22 protein-coding genes and 1 riboswitch are annotated in these 24,054 nt (G+C 43.5%); of the genes, 14 read left to right on the top strand and 8 right to left on the bottom strand.

Translation table 11 applies throughout. The features are described from left to right. Nucleotides 1-66: 66 nt before the first annotated feature. The gene (locus tag HUO09_RS12290; RefSeq protein ID WP_167410954.1) at nt 67-957 is read right to left on the bottom strand and encodes a YvcK family protein; all 891 of its coding nucleotides are present in this window, start codon (nt 955-957) and stop codon (nt 67-69) included. 250 nt (nt 958-1,207) lie between these two features. Next, nucleotides 1,208-1,357, top strand: a riboswitch (molybdenum cofactor riboswitch). On the opposite strand from HUO09_RS12290, the gene moaA reads away from it, so the two are divergent. The 7 genes from moaA (at nt 1,345) to udp (ending at nt 5,705) form a co-directional block, all read left to right on the top strand. After that, nucleotides 1,345-2,334 carry a GTP 3',8-cyclase MoaA gene (gene moaA / locus HUO09_RS12285; protein ID WP_188234137.1) on the top strand — a complete coding sequence of 330 codons (990 nt, stop codon included), beginning with the start codon at nt 1,345-1,347 and terminating at the stop codon, nt 2,332-2,334. (Overlaps the previous riboswitch by 13 nt.) A 77-nt stretch (nt 2,335-2,411) precedes the next feature. After that, entirely contained in the window at nt 2,412-2,918 is a 507-nt protein-coding gene (gene moaB, locus HUO09_RS12280; RefSeq protein ID WP_188234136.1) for a molybdenum cofactor biosynthesis protein B, read from the top strand. A 12-nt stretch (nt 2,919-2,930) separates the two neighbouring features. Beyond that, nucleotides 2,931-3,410: a cyclic pyranopterin monophosphate synthase MoaC gene (moaC, locus tag HUO09_RS12275; protein WP_188234135.1), complete on the top strand. Its 480-nt coding sequence runs from the start codon at nt 2,931-2,933 to the stop codon at nt 3,408-3,410. Beyond that, on the top strand, nt 3,407-3,652 hold the full coding sequence (gene moaD, locus HUO09_RS12270; protein WP_188234134.1) for a molybdopterin synthase sulfur carrier subunit: 246 nt from the start codon (nt 3,407-3,409) through the stop codon (nt 3,650-3,652). The genes moaC and moaD overlap by 4 nt, the downstream gene beginning before the upstream one ends. A gap of 1 nt (nt 3,653) precedes the next feature. Next, nucleotides 3,654-4,109 (top strand): molybdopterin synthase catalytic subunit MoaE, encoded by a 456-nt coding sequence (gene moaE / locus HUO09_RS12265; protein WP_188234133.1) that lies wholly within the window; start codon nt 3,654-3,656, stop codon nt 4,107-4,109. A 156-nt stretch (nt 4,110-4,265) separates the two neighbouring features. Continuing rightward, nucleotides 4,266-4,682 (top strand): CBS domain-containing protein, encoded by a 417-nt coding sequence (locus HUO09_RS12260; protein ID WP_167410937.1) that lies wholly within the window; start codon nt 4,266-4,268, stop codon nt 4,680-4,682. Nucleotides 4,683-4,946: 264 nt separating this feature from the next. Continuing rightward, a complete protein-coding gene (gene udp, locus HUO09_RS12255) occupies nt 4,947-5,705 on the top strand; it encodes a uridine phosphorylase (protein ID WP_188234132.1) in 759 nt (252 codons plus the stop codon). A gap of 83 nt (nt 5,706-5,788) precedes the next feature. Here the strand turns inward: udp and HUO09_RS12250 are convergent, their stop codons facing one another. Further along, complete coding sequence (locus tag HUO09_RS12250) at nt 5,789-6,595, bottom strand: hypothetical protein (RefSeq protein ID WP_167410935.1); 807 nt, start codon at nt 6,593-6,595, stop codon at nt 5,789-5,791. A gap of 263 nt (nt 6,596-6,858) precedes the next feature. Next, nucleotides 6,859-8,922, bottom strand: coding sequence for a methionine--tRNA ligase (gene metG / locus HUO09_RS12245; RefSeq protein WP_188234163.1), 2,064 nt, complete (start codon nt 8,920-8,922; stop codon nt 6,859-6,861). Nucleotides 8,923-9,344: 422 nt separating this feature from the next. Between metG and apbC the strand changes: the two genes are divergently transcribed. The 3 genes from apbC (at nt 9,345) to HUO09_RS12230 (ending at nt 13,562) form a co-directional block, all read left to right on the top strand. After that, nucleotides 9,345-10,418 carry an iron-sulfur cluster carrier protein ApbC gene (gene apbC / locus HUO09_RS12240; RefSeq protein WP_167410933.1) on the top strand — a complete coding sequence of 358 codons (1,074 nt, stop codon included), beginning with the start codon at nt 9,345-9,347 and terminating at the stop codon, nt 10,416-10,418. Nucleotides 10,419-10,626: 208 nt separating this feature from the next. Then, nucleotides 10,627-11,268: a uridine kinase gene (gene udk, locus HUO09_RS12235; protein WP_042486176.1), complete on the top strand. Its 642-nt coding sequence runs from the start codon at nt 10,627-10,629 to the stop codon at nt 11,266-11,268. A gap of 152 nt (nt 11,269-11,420) precedes the next feature. Further along, a complete protein-coding gene (locus HUO09_RS12230) occupies nt 11,421-13,562 on the top strand; it encodes an AsmA family protein (protein ID WP_188234131.1) in 2,142 nt (713 codons plus the stop codon). 90 nt (nt 13,563-13,652) lie between these two features. Here HUO09_RS12230 and cobO read toward each other — a convergent pair whose 3' ends face one another. Beyond that, the gene (gene cobO / locus HUO09_RS12225; RefSeq protein WP_188234130.1) at nt 13,653-14,258 is read right to left on the bottom strand and encodes a cob(I)yrinic acid a,c-diamide adenosyltransferase; all 606 of its coding nucleotides are present in this window, start codon (nt 14,256-14,258) and stop codon (nt 13,653-13,655) included. A gap of 85 nt (nt 14,259-14,343) precedes the next feature. Here cobO and HUO09_RS12220 point away from each other — a divergent pair, with 85 nt between their 5' ends. Continuing rightward, nucleotides 14,344-14,811 (top strand): low molecular weight protein-tyrosine-phosphatase, encoded by a 468-nt coding sequence (locus tag HUO09_RS12220; RefSeq protein ID WP_188234129.1) that lies wholly within the window; start codon nt 14,344-14,346, stop codon nt 14,809-14,811. A 61-nt stretch (nt 14,812-14,872) separates the two neighbouring features. Here the strand turns inward: HUO09_RS12220 and HUO09_RS12215 are convergent, their stop codons facing one another. The 4 genes from HUO09_RS12215 to HUO09_RS12200 all read right to left on the bottom strand — a co-directional run bounded on the left by HUO09_RS12215 (nt 14,873) and on the right by HUO09_RS12200 (nt 19,304). After that, the gene (locus tag HUO09_RS12215; protein ID WP_188234128.1) at nt 14,873-16,162 is read right to left on the bottom strand and encodes an outer membrane protein transport protein; all 1,290 of its coding nucleotides are present in this window, start codon (nt 16,160-16,162) and stop codon (nt 14,873-14,875) included. 304 nt (nt 16,163-16,466) lie between these two features. Further along, nucleotides 16,467-17,747: an outer membrane protein transport protein gene (locus tag HUO09_RS12210; RefSeq protein ID WP_188234127.1), complete on the bottom strand. Its 1,281-nt coding sequence runs from the start codon at nt 17,745-17,747 to the stop codon at nt 16,467-16,469. A 242-nt stretch (nt 17,748-17,989) separates the two neighbouring features. Next, nucleotides 17,990-18,712 (bottom strand): DUF3379 domain-containing protein, encoded by a 723-nt coding sequence (locus HUO09_RS12205; protein ID WP_188234126.1) that lies wholly within the window; start codon nt 18,710-18,712, stop codon nt 17,990-17,992. Further along, entirely contained in the window at nt 18,705-19,304 is a 600-nt protein-coding gene (locus HUO09_RS12200) for a sigma-70 family RNA polymerase sigma factor (protein WP_175579637.1), read from the bottom strand. Before HUO09_RS12200 ends, HUO09_RS12205 begins: the two co-directional genes overlap by 8 nt. 591 nt (nt 19,305-19,895) lie before the next feature. Here HUO09_RS12200 and fadI point away from each other — a divergent pair. The 3 genes from fadI (at nt 19,896) to HUO09_RS12185 (ending at nt 24,029) form a co-directional block, all read left to right on the top strand. After that, nucleotides 19,896-21,203, top strand: a complete 1,308-nt coding sequence (gene fadI, locus HUO09_RS12195) for an acetyl-CoA C-acyltransferase FadI (protein WP_167410953.1) — start codon at nt 19,896-19,898, stop codon at nt 21,201-21,203. Continuing rightward, nucleotides 21,203-23,326, top strand: a complete 2,124-nt coding sequence (gene fadJ, locus HUO09_RS12190; RefSeq protein WP_188234125.1) for a fatty acid oxidation complex subunit alpha FadJ — start codon at nt 21,203-21,205, stop codon at nt 23,324-23,326. Before fadI ends, fadJ begins: the two co-directional genes overlap by 1 nt. 154 nt (nt 23,327-23,480) lie before the next feature. After that, complete coding sequence (locus HUO09_RS12185) at nt 23,481-24,029, top strand: NAD(P)H nitroreductase (RefSeq protein WP_188234124.1); 549 nt, start codon at nt 23,481-23,483, stop codon at nt 24,027-24,029. Nucleotides 24,030-24,054: the final 25 nt, after the last annotated feature.

The raw sequence follows: 24,054 nt of genomic DNA, 5'->3' as shown, positions 1-24,054 counted from the left end.
GCTAGTCAGCACCACTGCGACCAACAATCTCAGCCGCAGCGGTAAACAACAAGTTTGGTTGCCGAGTTAATCGTTCAACTGTTCTTCAATGGCAAGGCGCAACTTGTCTCGATCATGACGCCAATCGCGGTTTGGTGATGCCAAATCACGAGTCACACAGTTCCAATCCTGGTTTAAATCTGAGTGTTCTTTCGGGCCAATTACCACATCAATTTTGCGATTTTTACAAGCGCGTTCGCACCATTCCAGCTTCTGTTTCAGGCTCATACGACCCGCTGGACCATACTCAGGTGATAAGTTCTCAATAAAAATTACCTTGGCTTTTTTGTTATCAAAAATCGCTTGGCCGATTTTAGGCAAAAGCAGAGGCGGCATTATGCTGGTAAGAAAACTGCCGGGTCCAAGAATGATCGCATCTGCCTGAGCAATTGCTTCTACACCTTCGATCGTTGCTGCAACCTCTGGCTCTAGGTCTAGTCGTAACAAATCGTCTTCCATCTCATCAACGCTGGTTTCACCTGTTACCCATTTACCGTTCGTAGCTAATGCGGTGAGATCGGACGGATGTTCTGACATAGGAATAATGTTTACATCCACTTTCAGCATGGTCCGGATAAGATTGATGGCGTCAAGTGGGCGAACCGAAAGGTTATCCAGCGCAGTTAACATCAGGTTACCGAGGTTGTGCCCATCAAGTTCGCCACTGCCTTTAAAGCGGTATTCAAACATCATTGAGCTGATGGAAGGATCGGTAATCAATTGGTTAATACAGTTACGCGTATCACCCCAGGCAATTCCGCCTTGGCAGTGGCGAATTCGCCCAGTCGAACCGCCGTTGTCCGTAGTTGTTACAATACCCGTTGCGTTAGAACCGAAATGTTTTAACGCTGCCAAAATGCGTCCTAAACCGTGGCCGCCGCCAATAGCGACCACTTTTTTATCTTTATATAAGTTCATCATCGTTATTCTTCTAATATTTGATAAGCCCTTAACCGATGGAAGTTAAGTTGTGAATGTGTTGCCCATCAACAACCCCAAGAGGCTTGGGTGTACTAGAATGTATAGGATATTGAAAACGACATATACTTATTTAGGGGTAAATTAGGACTTTGGTTTTCTTTTGCAACTGATTTACTAGAAACATGATGCGTTTTTCAGTATTTTACTGCCAGTAGTCGCTGATTAGATAAGCGTTCCGCTTTCTAGCCGGCTGCCATAACTCCGAGCTTTTTCATCTAAGTTACTTGAATCTATTGATAGTGATATGGTTAAAAAGCCAGTGGCATATTGTCACGAGGGCATAAGTGGAAATGTTTATGCCTCCCGTATTTGGAAAGGTGTTCCGTGGCGCAACAATTCGAAGATAAATTCCAGCGTAAATTTTATTATTTACGTCTGTCAGTTACTGATGTTTGTAACTTCAAATGTACGTATTGCCTGCCTGATGGTTATAAACCTTCGGGGAGCAGAAACTCGTCTTTTTTAACCCTTCCAGAAATCCGTCGTGTGGTGAATGCTTTCGCTGATTGTGGTACATCCAAAATACGCATTACCGGTGGTGAGCCTACATTACGTAGAGACTTTACCGATATCATCCGCGTGGTTGCCGATAACTCAAATATTAAGAAAATAGCCACCACAACCAATGGTTACCGGATGGAAAAGGGGGTTGCAGATTGGAAAGACGCCGGCCTCACACATATCAATGTTAGCGTCGATAGTTTAGACCCGAGAATGTTTCATCAAATCACGGGTGAAAACCGCTTTCATCAAGTCATGGCGGGCATCGACCGCGCGTTCGAAGTCGGTTATGAACAAGTTAAAGTAAATGTGGTGTTGATGAAAGACCGCAACCACCACGAACTTCCTTTGTTTCTTGAATGGATCAAACACCGTCCAATTCAGTTGCGTTTTATCGAACTGATGCAAACGGGTGAAATGGACGATTTGTTTGCTAAACATCATATCTCTGGAGTCACAATCCGTAATCAGCTGATTGCTAACGGATGGATTCTAAAAGCAAGAGAAAACAATGATGGTCCCGCTCAGGTCTTTGTGCATGCAGATTATCAGGGCGAAATTGGCCTTATCATGCCTTACGAAAAGAACTTCTGTGAGAGTTGCAATCGACTTAGAGTATCTGCTTTGGGCAAACTGCATCTTTGTCTGTTTGGCGAACAAGGGCTTGAGCTCAGAGATTTGCTTCAGGAAGACGAACAGGAAGCCGAGTTGATCGAACGTATTCAAATGCAGCTACAGAACAAATCCGTCAGCCATTTTCTTCAAGAAGGAAATACAGGCATGACTCCGCATTTAGCGTCTATTGGTGGTTAAGGCCATTTCGAAGGCCAGAAATCATCATGGTTAATCAGATTTAAATTAACGAATAATAATTGAATTAAGGTGAACAAATGGGTCACGCAGAAAGCAAATTTCAACCAGCGAATATCGCAGTGTTAACCGTTTCAGATACACGTACAGAAGAAAATGATACTTCAGGTCGCTACCTTGCTGAGCAGCTTCAGGAAGCAGGGCATCACCTTGCTGATAAACAAATCGTTATTGACGACATGTACAAAATTCGTGCAGTGGTTTCAAAGTGGATTGCGGATGAAAAGGTTCAGGCAGTATTAATCACAGGTGGTACTGGTTTTACTTCGCGCGATAGCACTCCAGAGGCGTTAAAGCCTTTGTTTGATAAAGAAGTAGAAGGTTTCGGAGAGCTGTTCCGTATGGTTTCTTATGAAGAAATTGGCACTTCTACTATTCAGTCTCGCGCTGTGGCTGGTTTTGCAAACCATACCGTTATTTTTGCGATGCCAGGTTCTACAGGGGCTTGCCGTACTGGTTGGACGAAAATCATCAAGCAGCAGCTAGATGCGAGCCACCGTCCATGTAACTTTATGCCGCATTTGTAAGAGTGAGGAACAATGACTCAATTCACTCACATTAACGCTTCTGGTGAAGCAAACATGGTCGATGTTTCGGCGAAAGCGGAAACGGTAAGAGAAGCACGTGCAGAAGCTTTTGTACATATGGTACCAGAAACATTACAACTGATCGTATCGGGTCAGCATCACAAAGGTGATGTGTTTGCCACGGCACGTATTGCTGGTATTCAAGCAGCAAAGAAAACATGGGATTTAATTCCACTTTGCCACCCGTTACTGCTTTCAAAAGTGGAAGTTCAGCTAGAAGCGATTGAATCCGAAAACAAGGTTCGTATTGAATCAGTGTGTAAACTCGCAGGCAAAACCGGTGTTGAAATGGAAGCGCTAACTGCGGCTTCGGTTGCCGCATTGACGATTTACGACATGTGTAAAGCTGTGCAGAAAGATATGGTAATTGGGCAAATTCGCTTGTTAGAAAAGACGGGCGGTAAATCGGGTCATTTTAAGGTAGATGTATGATTAGTGTTTTGTTTTTTGCCCAAACAAGAGAATTAGTGGACTGCGATGGTTTGTCACTTGAGCATAAGTTTGATTCGGTTGAAGCATTGCGAGCTCATCTTGCTGCGAGATCGGACAAATGGGCACTGGCATTAGAGTCAGGCAAATTGTTGGCTGCGGTTAACCAATCAATTGTACCGATGGATTCTGAACTTAAAGATGGCGATGAAGTGGCTTTCTTCCCACCGGTAACTGGAGGTTAATATGGACAGCTATGTATCGGTTCAGGTAGCAGACTTCTCTGTCGCTGATGAGTACGAGGCGCTCTCTTCGGGCACAGATGCCGGTGCTGTCGTGACCTTCATCGGTAAAGTTCGTGACATGAACTTAGGTGACCATGTGACAGGGCTGCATTTAGAACATTATCCGGGGATGACGGAGAAATCTCTAAACGAAATCTGTGATGAAGCGAAGTCACGCTGGCCACTATTGCGGTTGAGATTGATTCACCGAATTGGTGATTTAGATATCGGTGATCAAGTTGTCTTCGTTGGTGTCAGCAGCGCTCATCGCTCTGCCTCTTTTGAAGCGTGTGAATTTGTAATGGACTATTTAAAGACTAAGGCCCCTTTCTGGAAAAAGGAGCGAACAACGGATGGCACTCGCTGGATTGACTCAAGAGATTCAGATGCCAAAGCTGCTCAGCGTTGGGTGAAGTAGAGTTATCGTTGTACCAAAGGTAAGACCAACAGAATTTTTACCTAGCCACAGGCAGCAACAATCAAAAAAATGGTGAATCCCATTTAGTAAAATCAAGAAATTAGTCAACACTTAGAATATCAGCTACCTTTCTATAAGGAACCTAAGGAGACTGAAATGGATTCACTAAAAGTAAAAGATTACATGACCGTTAAAGCGGTGACCTTTACTCCTGATATGCCTTTGTCTGCTGCGCTCGATAAAGTGATTCGTTCCGATCACTTGGGTGGACCTGTTATTGATGATAAAGAACGCGTAATTGGCTTCCTTTCAGAACAGGACTTGCTCGATAAATTGGTCAAAGTGAGTTACTTCTGTCAGGACACTCATATTGTCAGTGACTGCATGTATAAAGATGTGCTCTCTGTTTCTCCGGAAATGTCGATCATTGAGTTGGCCGATATGATGAAAGTCGGAAAGCCTAAAGTTTATCCGGTTATTGATAATGGCAAACTGGTAGGGATTATTACGCGGCGTGATGTGTTAAGAGCAATAGGTAAAAACTTAGCCAATTGTTTTAAACATCAAGTATAGAAAGCAACCTCCTCATTCCACACCATCAATGTAATTTTCTTTCTTCAAAGCACAGTTAAACGCTGTGCTTTTTGAGTTTTCCCATACAGTGCATAAGTATTTGAGCTATTAAATGTGATTTGTGTCACTTAAATGTGAAACGGGAGTATATCTTGCTTTTAATGGTGTGATTTTTATCACTCTATAGCTTTTGATACTGAGCTAAAGTTGTCCTGTACCTAATTTATATTTATGAGCTGAATAAGCCGCATGAAGGAGCAACCTATGTCTCAAGCAGTATTCCACCTTGGTGTTACCGAAGCTGATCTTAATGGCGCAACGTTAGCGATCATTCCTGGTGATCCAGCGCGTGTACAAAAAATTGCAGAGTTAATGGATAACCCAGTATTTCTTGCAAGCCACCGTGAATACACGCTTTATCGCGCAGAACTTGACGGCAAGTCGGTTGTCGTTTGTTCTACTGGTATCGGCGGCCCTTCAACTTCTATCGCAGTAGAAGAGTTGGCTCAGCTAGGTGTGCGTAGCTTCTTGCGTGTAGGCACAACAGGTGCAATTCAACCAAACGTTAATGTTGGTGACATGATTGTGACGACAGGTTCTGTTCGTCTAGATGGCGCAAGCCTTCACTTTGCTCCAATGGAATTCCCTGCTGTTCCTGACTTTGATGTCGCAATTGCAATGAAACAGGCTGCGGAAGAGAGCGGTGCGACAGTTCACATGGGTATTACTGCTTCCAGTGACACTTTCTACCCTGGTCAAGAACGTTATGACACATTCACAGGTCGTGTTGTTAAGCGTTTCCAAGGTTCAATGAAAGAATGGCAGGAAATGGGCGTACTAAACTTTGAAATGGAATCAGCAACTCTGCTTACTATGTGTGCAAGTTCTGGTTTGAAAGCAGGTTGTGTCGCAGGTGTTATCATCAACCGTACGCAAAAAGAAATTCCAGATCACGCAACTTTGAAAGAGACAGAAGCTCGCTCAATCAAAGTGGTCGTAGAAGCGGCTCGTAAGATGCTTTAATTCTCGTGGTATAGCAGTTTAAACTGCTTAGAGAATACCTGAATTTGAACGCCATACTGTTTGCAGTATGGCGTTTTTGCTTATTAAGCGACGACGAGTTTTGGTAAAGGGATATAGAGACACTCACTGACATCTGCCAGCATTTGGTCGTAAACGTGCGCAATGCTTAACGAGACATCGGAAGTCAGCTGATATAACTGTTCTTGTGGAATATCAAAGGCCGGATTTTCGTGCAGCTCGCTTAGTATATGCATTGCTTTTGAACAGGCCGGTGACGCAATTGACAACGGACTGATCAGTGCAAGCTGATTAAGCTTACGGCGTAGTAGATCGCAGTAATGGCGCAAACGTGTTGAACCATCTTGGGTATGCATATCTTCAATCGAAATACGCAGTTGCGTCAGAGTATCCATAGAGTCAATCACTTGCTGCCAGTTCATGTGGTACTCATCACTTAAATCTTCACGGTTTGATTCCACCAACCAAGCCAACATTACTTCGTCCATCAAAAACATGCAGTGACGAATGGCTTTGCCGTGCATCATCTGGTTGCGGGCAACACTTCTGTCCTGCCAGTTATTCATCAGAGCTTTTAATTTAAGTTGCAACACTCGATACATAGGTTTGTTATCGAAATGCGATGTTGAAATCAGATGATTCGACTTCTCATGCAGTAAATCTTGAAGGTGACTCAGTTCTGCTTCTCTTTTCTCGCCGAACATCAACGCATGATGAGTCGCACTGCGGTGCTGTCGGCTCAGATATAACAGTTGGCGAAGGTCGATCAGAAGTTCATATTTGCGCTGCAAAGTGGATTCTCTTTGCTTAGAAAAGTAGAACATCAAACCAAGTATGCCGATAGAGATCAGCATTGAGACAATGACAAACATAACCAACTCCTTGTTGCTACCTTGTCGTTGAGGCGTAACAGCTGAAACTGTGCGTCAACCAGTGAAAGGATTTTATTATTTGCTAGAGGAATTGCAGCTTTAATGCCAAGGAATATTACTTTTCAAATCAATAAGTTAAGTTTTTACTGATTGAAATTTCGCACCATCATGGTGCAAATTGAACTAAAAGTGTGAGCTGGTTCATAAAAAAAGCCCCAGCGTTTATCACGCTAGGGCTTTCTTAACGCTGATTTTCTGAGTGATTACATCACGCGCATACCAGGCTGAGCTCCTTCGTGTGGCTCAAGAATCCATAGCTCGCTACCACCAGGGCCAGCAGCTAGGATCATGCCTTCAGACATACCAAACTTCATCTTACGAGGCTTAAGGTTTGCAACGACAACCGTTAGCTTACCCACTAAGTCTTCTGGCTTGTAAGCGGCTTTGATGCCTGAGAATACTTGGCGCATTTCACCACCAATATCCAACTGGAATTTCAGTAGTTTGTCTGCTTTTGGCACAGCTTCGCATGAAACGATTTTAGCAATGCGAAGGTCAACTTTTGCAAAGTCATCAAATTCGATTTCTTCTGCAACCGGATCTTTGCTCAGCTCAGTTGCTTGTGCAGCTTCTGCTTTCTCTTTCGCTGCCACTTCAGCGGCTGCATCTTCTTTCGAAGCTTCAATCATCGCTTCGATGTTTTTAGGATCGATACGGCTGAACAGTGCCTTAAACGCTGTGATTTCATGGCTAGTTAGCGGAGTAGCGATACCTTCCCAAGTCAATTCTTGGTTTAGGAAGGCTTCTGTACGAGCTGCGAGTTCAGGCATAACAGGTTTTAGGTAAGTCATCAGAACGCGGAACAAGTTGATACCCACTGAACAGATATCTTGTAGTTCTTGGTCTTTACCTTCTTGTTTTGCAACAACCCAAGGTGCTTTTTCATCAACGTACTGGTTTGCTTTGTCTGCCAGTGCCGTGATTTCACGAATAGCGCGACCAAACTCACGAGCTTCAAATTGCTCTGCGATACGATCAGCGGCTGCAACGAACTCGTTGTAAAGCTCAGGTTCAACAAAGTTGTCTGAAAGCTTGCCATCAAAACGCTTAGCGATGAAACCTGCGTTACGAGAAGCAAGGTTCACAATCTTGTTTACTACGTCAGCGTTGACACGCTGAGTGAAGTCTTCAAGGTTCAGGTCTAGGTCATCGATACGGCTGTTTAGCTTCGCAGCGTAGTAGTAACGCAGACACTCAGGGTCTAAATGCTCTAGGTAAGTACTTGCTTTGATGAAAGTACCTTTAGATTTGGACATCTTAGCGCCGTTAACGGTTACGTAGCCGTGAACAAAAACGTTGTTAGGTTTACGGAAACCAGAACCTTCCAGCATTGCTGGCCAGAATAGGCTGTGGAAGTAAACGATGTCTTTACCGATGAAGTGGTAAAGTTCTGTCTTACTGTCTTTGTTCCAGTATTCGTCGAAATCTAGGTCATCACGCTTGTTACATAGGTTTTTAAATGAACCCATGTAGCCGATCGGTGCATCTAGCCAAACATAGAAGAACTTGTCTTTTTCGCCCGGAATTTCAAAACCGAAGTAAGGTGCATCGCGTGAGATATCCCACTGTTGCAGACCAGACTCAAACCACTCTTGCATTTTGTTTGCTGTTTCAGCTTGAAGGGAACCAGAACGAGTCCACTCTTTTAGCATGCTTTCAAACTGAGGCAGGTCGAAGAAGAAGTGCTCAGAATCTTTCATGATTGGCGTAGCGCCAGAAACTGCAGATTTCGGATTGATTAGTTCTGTTGGGCTGTATGTTTCACCACATGCGTCACAGTTGTCACCGTATTGGTCTTCTGACTTACACTTAGGACAAGTACCTTTTACGAAACGGTCTGGCAGGAACATCTCTTTCTCAGGGTCGAAAAGCTGAGAAATAGTACGGCTAGAGATAAAGCCATTCTTTTTCAGTTCTAGATAGATGTGTGAAGCCAGCTCACGGTTCTCATCTGAGTGAGTACTGTGGTAGTTATCAAAGCTGATATCAAAGCCTGCGAAGTCTTTTTGGTGCTCTTCACTAACAGCGGCGATCATCTCTTCTGGTGTAATACCCATCTGTTGAGCTTTAAGCATAATTGGCGTGCCGTGGGCATCGTCAGCACAGATGAAGTTTACAGTGTTGCCGCGTAGACGCTGGTAGCGAACCCAGATGTCAGCTTGGATATGTTCAAGCATGTGACCTAAGTGGATTGAACCGTTAGCGTAAGGAAGGGCACAAGTTACCAGCAATTTCCTTGCGGTAGAGAGTCTTGGATCGTTTGCCATACTTAATATTCGCTTTCTTGATAGGTATAAAAATTTGATGGGTAATACTACCCCATGAGCCATCTAACTCCAAGGTGTCAAAGGTGTGATTGCCTTAGTTTTTTCGGGGTTCTGTACAGGCTTCGCTGGTGGTAGCATAGGGCGTATACCTAAGTGACTTCAAGATACAGGATTCAGAGCTTCATCAACGAGTTCAGGCCAAGGTTAATAATGGCTGGAATGGTCATTCCCTTTCAACGTTATTGAGCGCCGGAATGGACTCGTTGATGAGCTCCCGAAGGGCGAGTTTTATTCGCTCTTATACTGCGTTACTGATTTTCTACGTAGAATAACTATGTCTTCAAATCAGTGCCTTGCCTAAGAGCGAATAAATTCTCGCTGAACCAGTATCTTGAGGTTACTTAGGTATATAAGGAGGACCTATGCGTCAATTCAGTTCAAAGCAAGATTTTTGTGATTGGTTAAACCAATTTCAGCATCCTTTTCTTATTCAAGATTGGGCTTCGCAACCGGGAATTGTTTCGGTGGAAGCTCAAGGCTTTAAGATAACACTCCCTTTTGCCGCACTCTCTTTGCCTGAAGAACTTTCAAGCTGGATTACACAACAGCAGAAATCAGGTGAAGTCCCTTCTTTTCACTATGATGTTGTCGTTAGCCCGAAAGCGTTGGAGACTCATGTCGCTTCAGAAGTTCGAGGCGTAAAAAACATTATTGCTGTGACATCAGCAAAAGGCGGTGTGGGTAAGTCAACCACGGCGGTCAACCTTGCATTAGCGATTGCAAAATGTGGTGCGAAAGTCGGTTTGCTCGATGCGGATATTTATGGTCCTTCAGTACCTATGATGCTGGGGCAGTTGGATGCAAAACCAGAAGTTCGTGACAACAAATGGATGCAACCGATACCTGCGCATGGCATTTACACTCATTCTATTGGCTATCTGGTGGATAAATCAGACGCGACTATCTGGCGTGGTCCGATGGCATCAAAAGCATTGGCCCAGCTTCTCACTGAGACAGAATGGCCTGAACTGGATTATCTGGTTATTGATATGCCACCGGGTACGGGTGACATCCAGTTAACGCTATCTCAGCAAATTCCGGTTACCGGAGCGCTTATTGTGACTACACCTCAAGATCTGGCGTTGGCGGATGCACGTAAAGGCGCGGCAATGTTTGAGAAAGTGGATGTGCCAGTGATTGGCATGGTCGAGAACATGAGCTATCACATTTGTAGCCATTGTGGTGAGAAAGAGCACATCTTTGGTCATGGTGGTGCGCAGGCGCTGGCAAATGAGTTTGGCTTGTCGCTACTTGCTCAAATTCCGCTTCACATCAGCATGCGCGAAGATATTGATGCTGGTAAACCCACGGTTTCAGCTCGCCCAGACAGTGAACATGCCGCAGTTTATATTCAACTGGCTGAACGTGTTTGCGCTTCGATGTACTGGCAAGGTAAGACTAAACCAGAATCGATCATGTTTACTATGGTTGAGTAAGTTTGGTCATTTTCTGAGAATAAGAAGACGATCGAAATGTATGGTCGCTGAGTCAGAGTAAATGTAATCGTTTACTCTGACTTTTTATTGTTCAACATCAGAAATTACTGTCATTTAACGTTAATGCAAACTGGTATAACCCTTTTGAACTCCCTATAATCAGGCGGTTTAACTTAATTCCCAAAATACACGTATCGAGTGCACATACATGTCTGATAATAATCAATGCGTCATCGTTGGTATCGCTGGCGCATCAGCTTCTGGTAAAAGTCTTATAGCCAGCACAATTTACAATGAACTGAGTGCGAAAGTTGGTGACCACCAAATAGGTGTGATTACGGAAGATTGCTATTACAAAGACCAAAGCCATCTGAGCATGGAAGAGCGTGTTAAAACGAATTACGATCACCCAAGTGCATTGGATCATGATTTACTGTGTGAACATTTAACACAGCTAATGAATGGTCATGCTGTTGAAGTACCAGAGTATAGCTACACAGAGCATACTCGTACTGCTAACACCACCACAATGACACCTAAAAAAGTCATCATTTTAGAAGGTATTCTGCTGCTGACTGACCCTCGCCTACGTGAGCTTATGCAAGTAACCGTATTTATGGATACTCCATTAGATATCTGTTTGCTGCGCCGCGTGAAGCGTGATGTAGAAGATCGTGGTCGCACAATGGATTCAGTGCTGAAGCAATATCAAAAAACGGTTCGTCCTATGTTCCTCCAGTTTATAGAGCCGTCAAAACAATATGCTGACATCATCGTTCCTCGTGGCGGTAAAAACCGTATCGCGATCGATGTGTTAAAAGCACACATTGCGAAATTGCTAAAATCGTAATTTTGACTAATGCTTGGCATTAGCCGACTTTATTTTTTAACTGAAAAGTGGCACTTTAAGTGTCACTTTTTTTATATCTATATCATTGATTAATTGATTGAAAATCATCGGTTAGTCACAGGTGTTGATGTTTTCAAGCAAGGATTAAACAGATGAAAAAACTGTTGCTCTTGGTTGCTGTAATCTTAGTCGTCGTTTTAGGCGCAGTCGCAGCACTTGTTTTATTCGTGAACCCAAACCAGTTCAAGCCTTTAATTGTTGAACAAACGAAGAAGCAAACCGGATTAGATTTAATGATTGAAGGCGACATTGGCTGGAAATTCTTCCCTTCCATTGGCTTTGAAATCGGCAAAACCGAACTGAAAAACCCACAGGGATTCACTAACCCAAATATGTTCAAAGTGGACAATGTTGGGGTGGATGTATCCGTGATGCCTTTGTTAGACAAACAACTCGTTATTGGCAATGTTCAGCTTGATGGTGCTGAAATTTATTTAGAAACGTTGAAAGATGGCCGAACAAATTTAGACAGTTTGACCAAAGCGAAAACGTCACAAGAGGTTGCTGAGACTCAAGCACCAGCAGAAAGCAAAAGTCCTTCTCCAACTCCTGAGCAAACCAGCGGTGTTCAGGATTGGACAATTCAACTGGCGGGCGTCACGGTCAACAATGCGTTGTTGGATATTCAGGATCGTAAAGCGGGAACGGAGACCAAGCTCTACGATGTTCAGTTAAAAGTGGATGAGTTTGAAGCTGATAAGTGGACCTTAGTGAGCTTCGCTGCAAAAGGACGTAATGATCAACAAAAGAACAATCCGCAGAACTTTGCAGCGACTGGTAACGCAGAAATTAAATTGTCCAAAGATTTTGCCCAATACGCGCTACGCAATATCAATGTGGACGCGAGCTTTAGCGACCAAGCAAACAATATTGAGTCTGCGAAGCTAGCGCTGGCGACATTCGATTTTGATAAGCCAAATGCGCTAGAGTTTTCTGTAAAAGGTAAAGCTGCAGATATGATGTTAGAGGCGAAAGGCTCTAGTTCGCTGGTGGTTAACAAAGCAATCACCAAAGTGGTGGCAAACGGATTTACTCTGGAAGCGAATCTGCAAGGAGCTGCTTTACCTCAGTCACCGATGAAGGTTGGGATGCAATCGGATATTGCTTTTGATATCAGCAAAAATGCGCTCAATGTTGTACTTGCGAAGTTAACGGCAAATGCATTGCAGTTTGACGGTAAACTCGATGTAGCGTTGGCGGATATTCCGAAAGTAAGATTCAGCCTGCATAGTCCAGATATTGATGTGGATGCCTTCCTTGGTAATGAGAAAGCGGCTGCAGCAAGTTCATCAGAAACGGCTTCTGAGAAGCCAGCGTCGACAGAAACCAAACCCGCTACCACAAGCAAACAAGAGGTGGAGCCTGATCTATCTGCACTGCAAACACTCGACGTTGCGGGCGACATCACTATCGATAAGCTAAAAGCGAACAATGCGAAAATGCAAAATGTAAAAGCGGATGTGGTTGTTAACCGCGGCCTTGTCACGCTTAAATCATTTAATGCAAACCTGTATCAAGGTTCTGTGAGTGCTTCTGCACAAATGGATGCGCGTAAAACGCCAGCCACTTATACGGTGAAAAAATCGGTTAAAGGTGTGAAGGTACAACCTATGCTGGTGGATGTACTTGATAACAATATGCTTGAGGGTACTGGCAACATTGACGTTAATGTTCAGGGTAAAAGTTTAACGCCTACGGGTATTCAAAAGAACTTAGTCGGCACTGTTGCAATCAACTTTGCTGATGGTGCTGTTAATGGTATCAACGTCGCGCACTTGTTGCGTACTAACTACGCTAAGATAACTGGCGGTAATGTTACTGAAGCTGATCAAGTTAAGAAGACCGATTTCAGTGCGATGACAGCAACGCTCAAGCTTGATAAAGGCAATATCACTACCAATGATCTGCATATGCAGTCTCCAGCTCTTCGTATTAGAGGGCAGGGTAAAGCGAACTATTTAGATGAAACGGTAGACTTTACACTTAGCACTTCGGTTGTGGGTTCGTTGAAAGGTCAAGGTGGTAAAGACGTTGATGAACTGCGCGATGTGACGATTCCAATCAATATTTCAGGTAAATGGTCTGAGCCTAAATACAAGCTTGTGTTTGATGATGTACTCAAACAGAAAGCTCAAAAAGAAGTGGACCGTGGTATCGAGAAGTTGAGCGATAAGATCAAAAACGAAGATACTAAGAAAGCGGTTGATAGCTTACTGAAAGGCCTGTTTAACTAAGTTTAATTCCTCTGATAAACAAAAAAGCGAGCGGGTGTAATGTCCGCTCGCTTTCTTTTTATTAATACGAAATAGGCTTTAACTAGAGCTTTACCAGTCGACACCTTGCAGAGCTTTAACTCCTGCTTCGAATGCGTGTTTGGTGTTCTTTACTTCGGAAACCGTGTCTGCCATTTCAATTAAGGTTCGGTGTGCTGCGCGGCCAGTAATAATGACAGACTGCATATGTGGACGCTGGCTTAGTGCTTCAACCAGTTCGTCTAAATCTATGTAGCCGTAGTTGACCATGTAGGTCAGTTCGTCGAACAGAATGACATCAATAGATTCATCTTTTAGCATTCGCTTGCACTCTTGCCATACAAGTTGCGCTGCAGCTGTGTCGCTCTCTTTATTTTGCGTATCCCAAGTGAATCCAGTTGCCATAACTTGGAATTCAACGCCTAACTTTTCAAGCAAATTGCGTTCACCATTATCCCAGGTTCCTTTAATGAACTGGGCGACCGCACATTTTTTATTGTGTCCAACGGCACGGGCAATAGTGCCAAAGCCGGAAGTAGACTTACCTTTACCATTACCAGTAATAACCAACAATAGTCCTTTCACTTCCTGAGCGGCTTCGACTCGCGCATCGACCTGTTCTTTCACTTTTTGCTGGCGAGCTTTGTGACGCTCTTGTTTCACATCATCGTTGGACATGACTATTCCTTTTTCAATCTGATTCTAGTGACTATGATAACTGAATGATGCGTTGGCAAACACAGACCAAAAACAAGGAATTACAATGACAAAAATTTTAGTGGTTTGCATGGGGAATATCTGTCGTTCACCAACCGGAGAAGCGGTTTTAAGAAGTAAGGCTGATCAACTAGGTATAAATATTGAAGTGGATTCGGCAGGTACGATTGGCTATCACCAAGGAGCCCTTCCGGATAAACGAGCGAGAGCCGCTGGAGAACGAAGAGGTTATTCATTTTCCGGGATGCTGGCTCGTAAAGTAACAAAAAGAGATTTTGAAGATTTTGACTACATATTGGCGGCCGATCATGAGAATTTGGAAGATCTTATGCTTATGTGTCCTAAACAATTGCAGTACAAATTGTCGTTATTTCTGAGCCACGGTAAATCCAACTATGAAGAGATTCCTGATCCGTATTATGGGGGAGACCAAGGCTTTGAGTTGGTATTGGATTTAGTAGAAGAAGCCAGTGAGCAGTTCCTACTGTTCCTAAAAGAAAGAGGCCAGTGGTAAACACTGGCCTAGTTGAGTGAGCAATAGTTCTTAGAAACAAAAGCTTTTGGAAGGAATGGCTTTAGAAGCGGTAGCTCGCCTGAACACCTAGTAACCAAACACTGCCGGTAGTTTGACCTGTGAATTGTCCACCAACTTTTTGAGCCGAATTATCTGACTCATAACCACGAGATTCTTTGATTGAAGCATCTTTAGCCACGATATACGTAAAACCTGCATCAACAGTGAACTGTTCTGTTACGTCATAGCCAGCACCAATACTTAGCCAGATACGGTCCGTTTCTGGAATCGTAATCGTTCGGTTTTGATCACTAACGGCACCCATGTCGTAAGCCACACCGCTACGTAGAGCAAGCTTTGAATCTAACTGGTAAGTTGCACCAAGAGCGAAACGGTAGTTATCTTTCCAGTTTTCCTCTTTGACCATAACGGTTTTAAGTTTATCTAACTGTGCTTCAAGTTTTTCGAAGCTGCTCCAGTCTGTCCAGTTGATACTGCCGTGTAAGGCAAGTTTATCTGTTACTTGGTGGAAGCTGGCTATTTCGGCTGTTGCAGGCATGGTTAGCGACATATAGCCAGTATCATTAATTACACTTTTATAATCTGAAACATACATGTTCGCAGTGCCAGTTAGCTTCAAGTCAACTTCTGATTTATAGGTTAAGCCAATACGGTTACTCGGGTTGATCTGCCATGCAGCACCCGCTTGCCATCCCCAAGCCGTATCATCACCTTCCATATATTTCAGAGTTGTGCCTTGAGGTAAACCTAATGCTTCTGTCTGTTTTGGTGATTTGGCACCGAAGTGGCCTTCACCGATAACGTAACGAACACCACCACCGATACTAACAGCGTCAGTCAGTTGATAACCAAGGTTGGCATTCGCTTCCATGGTTTTTACCATCGCTTCATCACCGAAGTGACTGGCTGAGAAGTTAGAGCCGAGTTCAGTCTCCATACCATAGTTTGTGCCTAGAGCAAGGCCGGCAACTAACTTTTCATTGATTTGGTGAGAGAGATAAAAGTTAGGAATAACAGCATCGTTTGCATAGTCATTCGATTCAACACGTGTCGTCGAGTTGTTAAAAGTTACATCACCATGTACATCAACATTTGGGTTTACATAAATAGCGCCTGTTGAAACTTGAGTGCCGTCTAGATAAGTAAGCATTGCAGGGTTGCGCCATTGTGCACTGGCATTATCTGCCATCGCTGCTTCACCTGCGTAGGCGCGGCCTAAGCCTGTCGCTGAGTACTCGGCAAGTTGAAAACCAGCAGCATGAGAAAGAGTTGGTACGCTAGCCAAACTAGCAGCCACTGCTAGAGTAAGGAGAGTCTTATTTGTTTTCATTTTAATTTTATGTTCGCTGAAATTTGGAAAAACTGAACGGTAAAGTCTAAAAGTGAAAATCAGTCATGAACAATGAAAACCAGCTTTTAACTGATATATAAAATAAAATGCTAAAAAGTTATGATATTAAAAACATATGACTGCTTAATTTTTTCTGTGAATGAATTTTCAGCGTACACGTGTAGGGGGTAAGGAGGGTTTTAAGATACAGCTGTGCGCTTAAAATAAAAAAGATTATTCGGAAAGATGTAAAAAAGGGCTGGTAAACCAGCCCTTTAGCGATTGTGTTGTTTCTAACTATTGATTAGAAAGAACGGCTATATTGTAAGCCTACTAAGATTGCATCTGCGTGAGTCGTTGCTGTCAAAGTAGTACCTGCTGATTTCTCAGTTACAGCTACATCTTTACCTAGTAGATAAGTGAAGCCAAAGTCTACATTTGATGCATCATCAACTGCGTAAGTGAAACCTGCTGAGAACCACTGACGATCTGAGTCTGGTACTGAAATTGAAGTTACAGAGTCCTGAGCACTTGTGTCATACATATAACCTGCGCGTAGTGTCCAGTCACTGTTTAGGTAGTAAGTACCACCAAGAGAGTAGTGCCAACCATCTTGCCATTGGTAATCACGAGTATAAGTTGAGCTTCCTTTTGCAGCAGCTAACTTATAAGCGATTGGAGATTGACTCGCACTTAGGTTGTTGACATCGATTTGGTCGAATGCAGACCAACCAATCCATTGCACGCTATAGTGTACAGCAAATGAAGTATCTTCAAGTTTGTGGAAGCCAGAGAACTCAGCGATATCAGGTAGCGGAAGAACTATCTCTTGACCATAATCGTCTTCTGCTTTGAACTCTGGGCTGTAGTGATAGCCAAAGCCAAAACGGTTGTTTTCATCAAGCTCGTATACAGTACCTACGTTAAAACCAACTGCCCAGCCATCAGCCTTATCAACGTTGGCAAGTGCAGTTCCTGCAGGAACAGTTAAACCATATTGTTGTTTAATTCCAGCGGCTAATGTGGAACTAGCATAGCGTTGTAAAGTGCCTTGACCATAGATCAAATCTAATCCTGCACCAAAACTTAATTGTTCGTTTAGTCTGTATGAGCCTGATAGACCAAAGTTAACGCTTTTTACATCAGTAATGCCACCGTATTCTGAAGCTGGGTAACTACTGGAAAATTCAGTGCGAGTACCAAAATTAGTATAAGCGTTAATACCCCACGCAAATTTGTCATTTACTGGAACAATTAAATGAATGTTTGGCGCAACAGATGTGCTGCCAACATCGTCAGTATCAGCAATTGATGTACCATTGTACTTTGCATCTTTCACTTCAATCATTGTAGTGATTGACTCAAAACCAAGAGATAGCTCAGTTTTGTCGAAAAGTGCCATTGCTGCAGGGTTACGCGCCATTACTGAAGCGTTATCTGCGATTACTGCATCACCAGCAAATGCACGGCCTAGACCAGTTGCTGATTGAGCGTTGAGCTGGAAGCCAGCAGCCATTGCTTGCTGCGTAGCTAGTGTTACTGTCACTGCTAGTAGTGAACGTTTAAACAGACGCGTCTTGTTCATTAGTTTTTCCTTTTTTGTATAGCCTCTAGTGGGCTTTTTTGAGCAATTGCTCAGTTGGGGCTGATCCTAGTCTCTAGTCTACAATATAGAAATCCGACCATTGTCTAATTGGACGAGAAAATTATAGAAATGGTGTGTAACTGACACGAATTTGTAAGAAATAATGATTATTTAGAGTTTTAACTCTAGATAAAATGCAATAAACCCACATAGGTTGTGGGTTTATTGCGGGCTAAATTTGGTTATTTTTGAGGGGTAAGTAGAGGTAGCAGGTTATCTGCGATTTTACCTATGTTTTCACTACTATTACCGACGATGATTAGACTTTTATCGCCAACTGACTCGACCATACCAGACATCCCATCTTTATTAAAATGTCCATTGATATCGCTTTGAACGCCAGCGAGAAAAAGCGTAACTTTGCCGTGTTCGCCTTGGAAAACCATGTGTAGAGCGTTTGATTGTCCAAATCCGCAGTGATTTAGGTAATAAACGTGGTAAGGGAAGTTCTCGGCGAACTTATAGGCAAAAGGCAGTAACTTTGCATTGATCTGTCTAGAACTGACTTGCTCATCAATATTTGATACAAAACCTTCTTCATCAACCACATGTTTAATGGCGATGTCCACTAAGCTTGCTTGTGCTGGTGGAACGATGAGTTTTCCCCAGTTGACCTGACCTACAACTAAACCGAATACAAAAGCAATAGATGCCGCCATTGCCATCGCTTTACGAGCAAAGTTAACGGTAGTCACATTGTCGGCGTGTGAGCTTTGATTGAATAAAATTCTATCTGCCAATCCTTCAGGTACGTCAACCTTCATTGCATCGGCGATTTGTGCATCGAGTTTTAGCACATCGTCCAAGAACTTTTGGTTAGCCTCTTTGGATAGTGCATCAGAGTACTCACCGCTTTTTTGTTTCGGTTCTGACATGACGCGGCGGCGAAATTCTAAATCATCCATTTTGCTGCCCTCTAAAGTTTTCGGAAGAATCCAACATTTCTTTTAATTGATTACGAGCTCGGAAAAGTCGAGTCATAACGGTATTTTGATTGAGTTCTAGGATCTCGCTTATCTCTTCACCGCTAAAACCGCCAATGATCTGCAGAAACAGTGGCTCGCGATACTCATCTTCCAACTTCATGATTTGTTTTTGCAACCACTCTCTTTGGTGATGAACATCATCTGAAACTTTTGCTTCATTTCCATGTGTCTCGATATCTACTAAATCAAATTGTTTGCGCTCAAAGCGGCGCGCATTCTCTCGCCTCAATATAGTAATGAGCCAAGACTTCGCGGCTTTTTCATCCTGCAAGCTTTCGAGTGATTTCCATGCTCGTAAGCAAGTTTCTTGCACCAAATCTTCAGCCACGCTTTGGTCTTTACATAACCAGTATGCGTAGCGATAGAGATCGGTGTGATAAGCACGTACAAGCGCTTCGTATTTTCTTTGTCTATCCATACCGTTATTGACCGGATGGTTAGCCGATTTCTTTCCAAATATTTTAATTATTGACACTCGAGTCTCCGATGGCTTCGCAGTGTGATTTTTCATTCCATTCCAATTTGGACACTAAAGTGAGCACTTAGCCACTGAAATGGATATTCAGGCTCTTTTTAGCAATTGTGTTTTAGCATAGATATGGAAATTTTGCTTAAAACAGCTTTTGGACGAAATTAATTTCATTCCGTTCAATAAATCACATTAAAATTGATCTATTTCAAAATCTATTGTTCAGGAGCGGTTATAGTTGTTCACGTCATCTAGTTAGCCCTTGTGGCTAGCATGTTGAGCAAGATGACACTTCCTTTTGAAGGCTGACTTTACTTTCTCCTAATCAGGAAACTGATTATTTTCAATTGGCGTGAGTTAATTGTTTTACTATATATTCCGACCACACAGTTCTGTGTGGTTTTTTTTTGCTTTCTATTCGTGTTTCTGAACGAATTACTTACCTTTTCTCCTATCAATCACTTCTAAACCATTAAGAGAAGTTGCAATAAAGGGTAGCAGAGCTTCGCCTTGAATACTTGTTTCGCTGTTGATATCACGTTTTCTAAACACTTGTTTGATTGTATTAACAATCTCGTTACAATAAGCAGGTCAGACCTCTTATTCTAAGGAAAAGTAATGGGTAAACAGATAATGGGCAAACAGGAAGTCAAAACGCGTTCGGGTGAACGTGTCGCTATCGTCGCAGGTCTCCGAACTCCTTTTGCGCGTCAAAGTACCGAGTTCAGCCAAGTTCCCGCTGTTGATCTCGGAAAAATGGTGGTGAGTGAATTACTTGCTCGTACGAATATCGATCCTAAATTGATTGAGCAAGTAGTGTTTGGGCAAGTGGTTCAGATGCCAGCGGCACCAAATATTGCGCGAGAAATTGTACTTGGCACTGGTATGGATATTAATACGGATGCTTACAGTGTGACGCGAGCATGTGCAACCAGCTTTCAATCGGCTGTGAACATTGCTGAAAGTATTATGGCTGGCACGATTGATATCGGTATTGCTGGTGGTGCGGATTCATCATCGCTATTGCCTATTGGTGTTTCAAGAAATCTAGCAGCGAGTTTATTGGCTTTAAGTAAAACCAAAACAATCGGCCAGAAACTCAAAGTACTGAAATCACTGTCGCTTAAAGATTTGATGCCTGTACCGCCAGCTGTTGCGGAGTATTCAACAGGGCTTTCCATGGGACAAACTGCCGAGCAAATGGCTAAAACTCACGGAATTTCAAGAGCTGACCAAGATGCATTAGCTCATCGCTCACACTCTCTCGCTTCAATCGCTTGGAATGATGGAAAAATCCAAGGCGAGGTTATGACTGCCTTTCCTGAGCCTTATAAAAAGTGGATCGAACAAGACAACAACATTCGACATGATTCGACTTTGGAAGGGTACGCCAAATTGCGTCCAGCCTTTGACCGTCAATATGGCACAGTAACCGCTGCCAACAGTACACCTCTTACAGACGGCGCTGCAGCCATTATTCTGATGCGTGAAGGTAAAGCGAAAGAGTTGGGACTGGACATTATGGGTTACATCCGATCTTACGCGTTTTCAGCTATTGGTGTTCAACAAGACATGCTGATGGGGCCATCCCATGCAACGCCTGTCGCTTTAGACAGAGCGGGTATTACGCTTTCTGATCTTACCTTGATTGATATGCACGAAGCGTTTGCCGCCCAGACTTTGGCGAACTTGAAAATGTTTGCCAGCGATAAATTTGCCCAAGAAGTGTTGGGGCGTAGCCAAGCGATTGGTGAAGTGGACATGGATAAGTTTAATGTGCTTGGTGGATCCATTGCCTACGGTCACCCATTTGCGGCGACTGGTGCACGGATGATCACTCAAACACTTCGAGAGTTAAAACGCCGAGGTGGTGGTCTTGCATTGAATACGGCATGTGCCGCAGGCGGACTGGGTGCAGCTATGATTTTGGAGGTTGAGTAATGAGTGAGTCGAAAGCGTTCCATCTTAGAATTGATGAAGACAGTATTGCTTGGCTTGCCATCGATGTTCCGGGAGAAAAAATGAATACGCTTCAATCTGCGTTTGCCGCGGAAATGCAGGAGGTGTTCACTGAACTGAATCAGTCAAAGAATCAAGTAAAAGGGCTGATCATTCACTCTCTCAAGCCAGACAACTTTATTGCAGGCGCAGATGTTCGAATGTTGGATTCTTGCACTTCTGCAAAAGAAGCGCAGGAGTTGGCGACCCAAGGTCAACAGATGTTCCAGCAACTGTCTGATCTCCCATTCCCTGTTATCGCTGCGATTCATGGCCCATGTTTGGGTGGCGGTTTAGAGCTTGCCTTAGCGTGTGATTACCGTGTGTGTAGCGATGATGACAAAACTCGTTTGGGCTTGCCGGAAGTGATGTTGGGTTTACTTCCAGGATCTGGCGGTACACAGCGTTTGCCTCGATTGATTGGTTTATTGCCGTCATTAGATCTGATTCTTACTGGTAAACAATTGCGTGCTGCGAAAGCGAAAAAGTTGGGTGTTGTTGATGCTTGTGTACCAAACAGTGTGCTGTTGGATGTCGCTAAGCGTTTTGTGAATGAAAAAAATAACAAGCGCAGCAAAGTCAAACTAACAACCAAAGAAAAAATGATTTCGGGAACTCAGCTTGGACGTAAGTTTGTGTTTGAACAGGCTTCTAAGAAAACTGAACAAAAGACGCGCGGTAACTATCCTGCGGCGAAAGCTATTTTGGAAGTGATTCAATTTGGCTTAGAAAAAGGCATGAAAGCCGGACTTCAGTTAGAAGCAGAAAGATTTGGTGAGTTAGTGATGACGTCCGAATCGAAAGCTCTGCGCTCGATCTTCTTTGCGACTACGGAAATGAAGAAAGAAAACGGTAGTGATGCTGAGCCAAGAAAAGTGGAGCGAGTGGGTGTATTAGGTGGCGGTTTGATGGGGGCGGGAATCAGTCACGTCAGCGTATCAAAAGCTAAAGTGCCAGTTCGCATTAAAGATGTTTCTAACGATGGCGTGCTGAATGCGCTCAAATACAACTACGGATTGTTCGAGAAGCAGCGTAAGCGTCGTATTCTGAGCAAAGCTCAAGTCCAACATGAGATGATGAAGTTGTCTGGAGGCACCGACTTTACCGCGTTTAATTTGACTGATGTGGTGATAGAAGCGGTGTTTGAAGACTTGGAACTAAAACAATCCATGGTTTCAGACATTGAAACACATACTAAGCCAACGACAATCTTTGCGACCAATACCTCCTCGTTACCGATTCATCAGATCGCTGAAAAAGCCGCTCGCCCTGAACATGTGGTCGGTTTGCATTACTTCAGCCCGGTTGAAAAGATGCCGTTGGTTGAGGTGATACCGCACGCAACTACTTCTGATGAAACGGTATCAACTGTAGTGGCACTTGCTCGCAAACAGGGTAAAACGCCGATAGTTGTTAAAGATAAAGCTGGATTTTACGTTAACCGTATTCTTGCTCCTTATATGAATGAGTCAGCGCAAATTCTAATGGCAGGGGTGCCGATAGAAGAGATTGATACTGCGCTGTTGAACGCTGGTTTCCCTGTCGGCCCGATTACCTTATTGGATGAAGTCGGTATCGATATTGGCGCGAAAATTATGCCTATTTTGATCAAAGAACTTGGCCCTCGTTTCCAAGGACCAGAGGTTTTCGATAAATTGCTTAACGATAACCGTAAAGGTCGTAAGTCTGGCAAAGGGTTTTATATCTATAAAGGCAGCAAGAAAAAAGAAGTTGATAAATCAGTCTATAAGCTACTGAACTTGAAACCAGAGTCGCATCTCAGCGAGAGTGAAATATCATTGCGCTGTATGCTGCCAATGTTAAATGAAGCAGTACGCTGTTTAGATGAAGGCATCATTCGTAGCCCAAGAGATGGTGATATTGGCGCGATATTCGGCATTGGTTTTCCTCCGTTTTTAGGTGGCCCTTTCCGCTATATGGACCATATCGGTCTTCCAAAACTAGTGGAAATGATGAATCAACATGCCGAGAAATATGGGGATAGATTTGCCCCTTGTGATGGATTGTTAACTCGCGCTGGAACTGGCGAGACTTTCTATTCATAACGTCTTCTATCTATAGACCTTCTATTTTTAAGAAGTAAAAACAGAAAGTGAGGTGAAAACCTCACTTTTTGCATTGATGAGAATAAAAATTTCTATGCTAGGATTGGCTTAGATTTATATCTTCAACAAATTAAGCACTTAAGAAGGACTTATCATGGATGCTCTTGAATTGCTGCTCAACCGCCGCTCTATGGCCAAGCTTGTTGCTCCTGCTCCCGAAGGCAAAGCTCTGGAAAATATTATCCGTGCTGGGTTACGCGCACCCGATCACGCAAACCTGACGCCTTGGCGTTTTGTGATCGCGCAGGGGAGTGGTCTTCATAAACTTTCGGATGTTTTGGTTAAAGCCGCGATTGCTGACAACAACGATGAAGCAGCCGTTGCTAAGATGAAAAACGCACCTTTCCGAGCACCTATGGTAATTACTGTGATTGCCAAGGTGACGCCACATGAAAAAGTGCCTGCGTTTGAACAGCACTTGTCAGCGGGTTGTGCCGTTCAAGCGATGCAAATGGCTGCGGTAGCACAAGGTTTTCAGGGAATATGGCGTTCTGGTAATTTGATGTTCCACCCTGAAGTACGAAACGCTTTTGGTTTGGAAGGGGAAGACCACGTCGTCGGCTTCCTTTATCTGGGTACTCCAGAAGGTAGTACGATGAAAGTGCCTGAGCGTGAATTAAGTAAGTTTGTTGAGTTTCTTTAGTCTTTAATAATAGAAAGTAGAGATA

This window comes from Vibrio sp. Y2-5 (assembly GCF_014596725.1).
Taxonomy (GTDB): Bacteria; Pseudomonadota; Gammaproteobacteria; order Enterobacterales; family Vibrionaceae; genus Vibrio.
Note: the sequence above shows the minus strand (reverse complement) of the source record. Positions and strands in the feature narration are given on the sequence as shown.

Coding starts and splice junctions, on each gene's coding strand:
- HUO09_RS12290 (WP_167410954.1), bottom strand. CDS start 957: ATGAACTTATATAAAGATAAAAAAGTGGTCGCTATTGGCGGCGGCCAC.
- moaB (WP_188234136.1), top strand. CDS start 2,412: ATGGGTCACGCAGAAAGCAAATTTCAACCAGCGAATATCGCAGTGTTA.
- moaC (WP_188234135.1), top strand. CDS start 2,931: ATGACTCAATTCACTCACATTAACGCTTCTGGTGAAGCAAACATGGTC.
- moaD (WP_188234134.1), top strand. CDS start 3,407: ATGATTAGTGTTTTGTTTTTTGCCCAAACAAGAGAATTAGTGGACTGC.
- moaE (WP_188234133.1), top strand. CDS start 3,654: ATGGACAGCTATGTATCGGTTCAGGTAGCAGACTTCTCTGTCGCTGAT.
- HUO09_RS12260 (WP_167410937.1), top strand. CDS start 4,266: ATGGATTCACTAAAAGTAAAAGATTACATGACCGTTAAAGCGGTGACC.
- udp (WP_188234132.1), top strand. CDS start 4,947: ATGTCTCAAGCAGTATTCCACCTTGGTGTTACCGAAGCTGATCTTAAT.
- HUO09_RS12250 (WP_167410935.1), bottom strand. CDS start 6,595: ATGTTTGTCATTGTCTCAATGCTGATCTCTATCGGCATACTTGGTTTG.
- metG (WP_188234163.1), bottom strand. CDS start 8,922: ATGGCAAACGATCCAAGACTCTCTACCGCAAGGAAATTGCTGGTAACT.
- apbC (WP_167410933.1), top strand. CDS start 9,345: ATGCGTCAATTCAGTTCAAAGCAAGATTTTTGTGATTGGTTAAACCAA.
- udk (WP_042486176.1), top strand. CDS start 10,627: ATGTCTGATAATAATCAATGCGTCATCGTTGGTATCGCTGGCGCATCA.
- HUO09_RS12230 (WP_188234131.1), top strand. CDS start 11,421: ATGAAAAAACTGTTGCTCTTGGTTGCTGTAATCTTAGTCGTCGTTTTA.
- cobO (WP_188234130.1), bottom strand. CDS start 14,258: ATGTCCAACGATGATGTGAAACAAGAGCGTCACAAAGCTCGCCAGCAA.
- HUO09_RS12220 (WP_188234129.1), top strand. CDS start 14,344: ATGACAAAAATTTTAGTGGTTTGCATGGGGAATATCTGTCGTTCACCA.
- HUO09_RS12215 (WP_188234128.1), bottom strand. CDS start 16,162: ATGAAAACAAATAAGACTCTCCTTACTCTAGCAGTGGCTGCTAGTTTG.
- HUO09_RS12210 (WP_188234127.1), bottom strand. CDS start 17,747: ATGAACAAGACGCGTCTGTTTAAACGTTCACTACTAGCAGTGACAGTA.
- HUO09_RS12205 (WP_188234126.1), bottom strand. CDS start 18,712: ATGGATGATTTAGAATTTCGCCGCCGCGTCATGTCAGAACCGAAACAA.
- HUO09_RS12200 (WP_175579637.1), bottom strand. CDS start 19,304: ATGAAAAATCACACTGCGAAGCCATCGGAGACTCGAGTGTCAATAATT.
- fadI (WP_167410953.1), top strand. CDS start 19,896: ATGGGCAAACAGGAAGTCAAAACGCGTTCGGGTGAACGTGTCGCTATC.
- fadJ (WP_188234125.1), top strand. CDS start 21,203: ATGAGTGAGTCGAAAGCGTTCCATCTTAGAATTGATGAAGACAGTATT.
- HUO09_RS12185 (WP_188234124.1), top strand. CDS start 23,481: ATGGATGCTCTTGAATTGCTGCTCAACCGCCGCTCTATGGCCAAGCTT.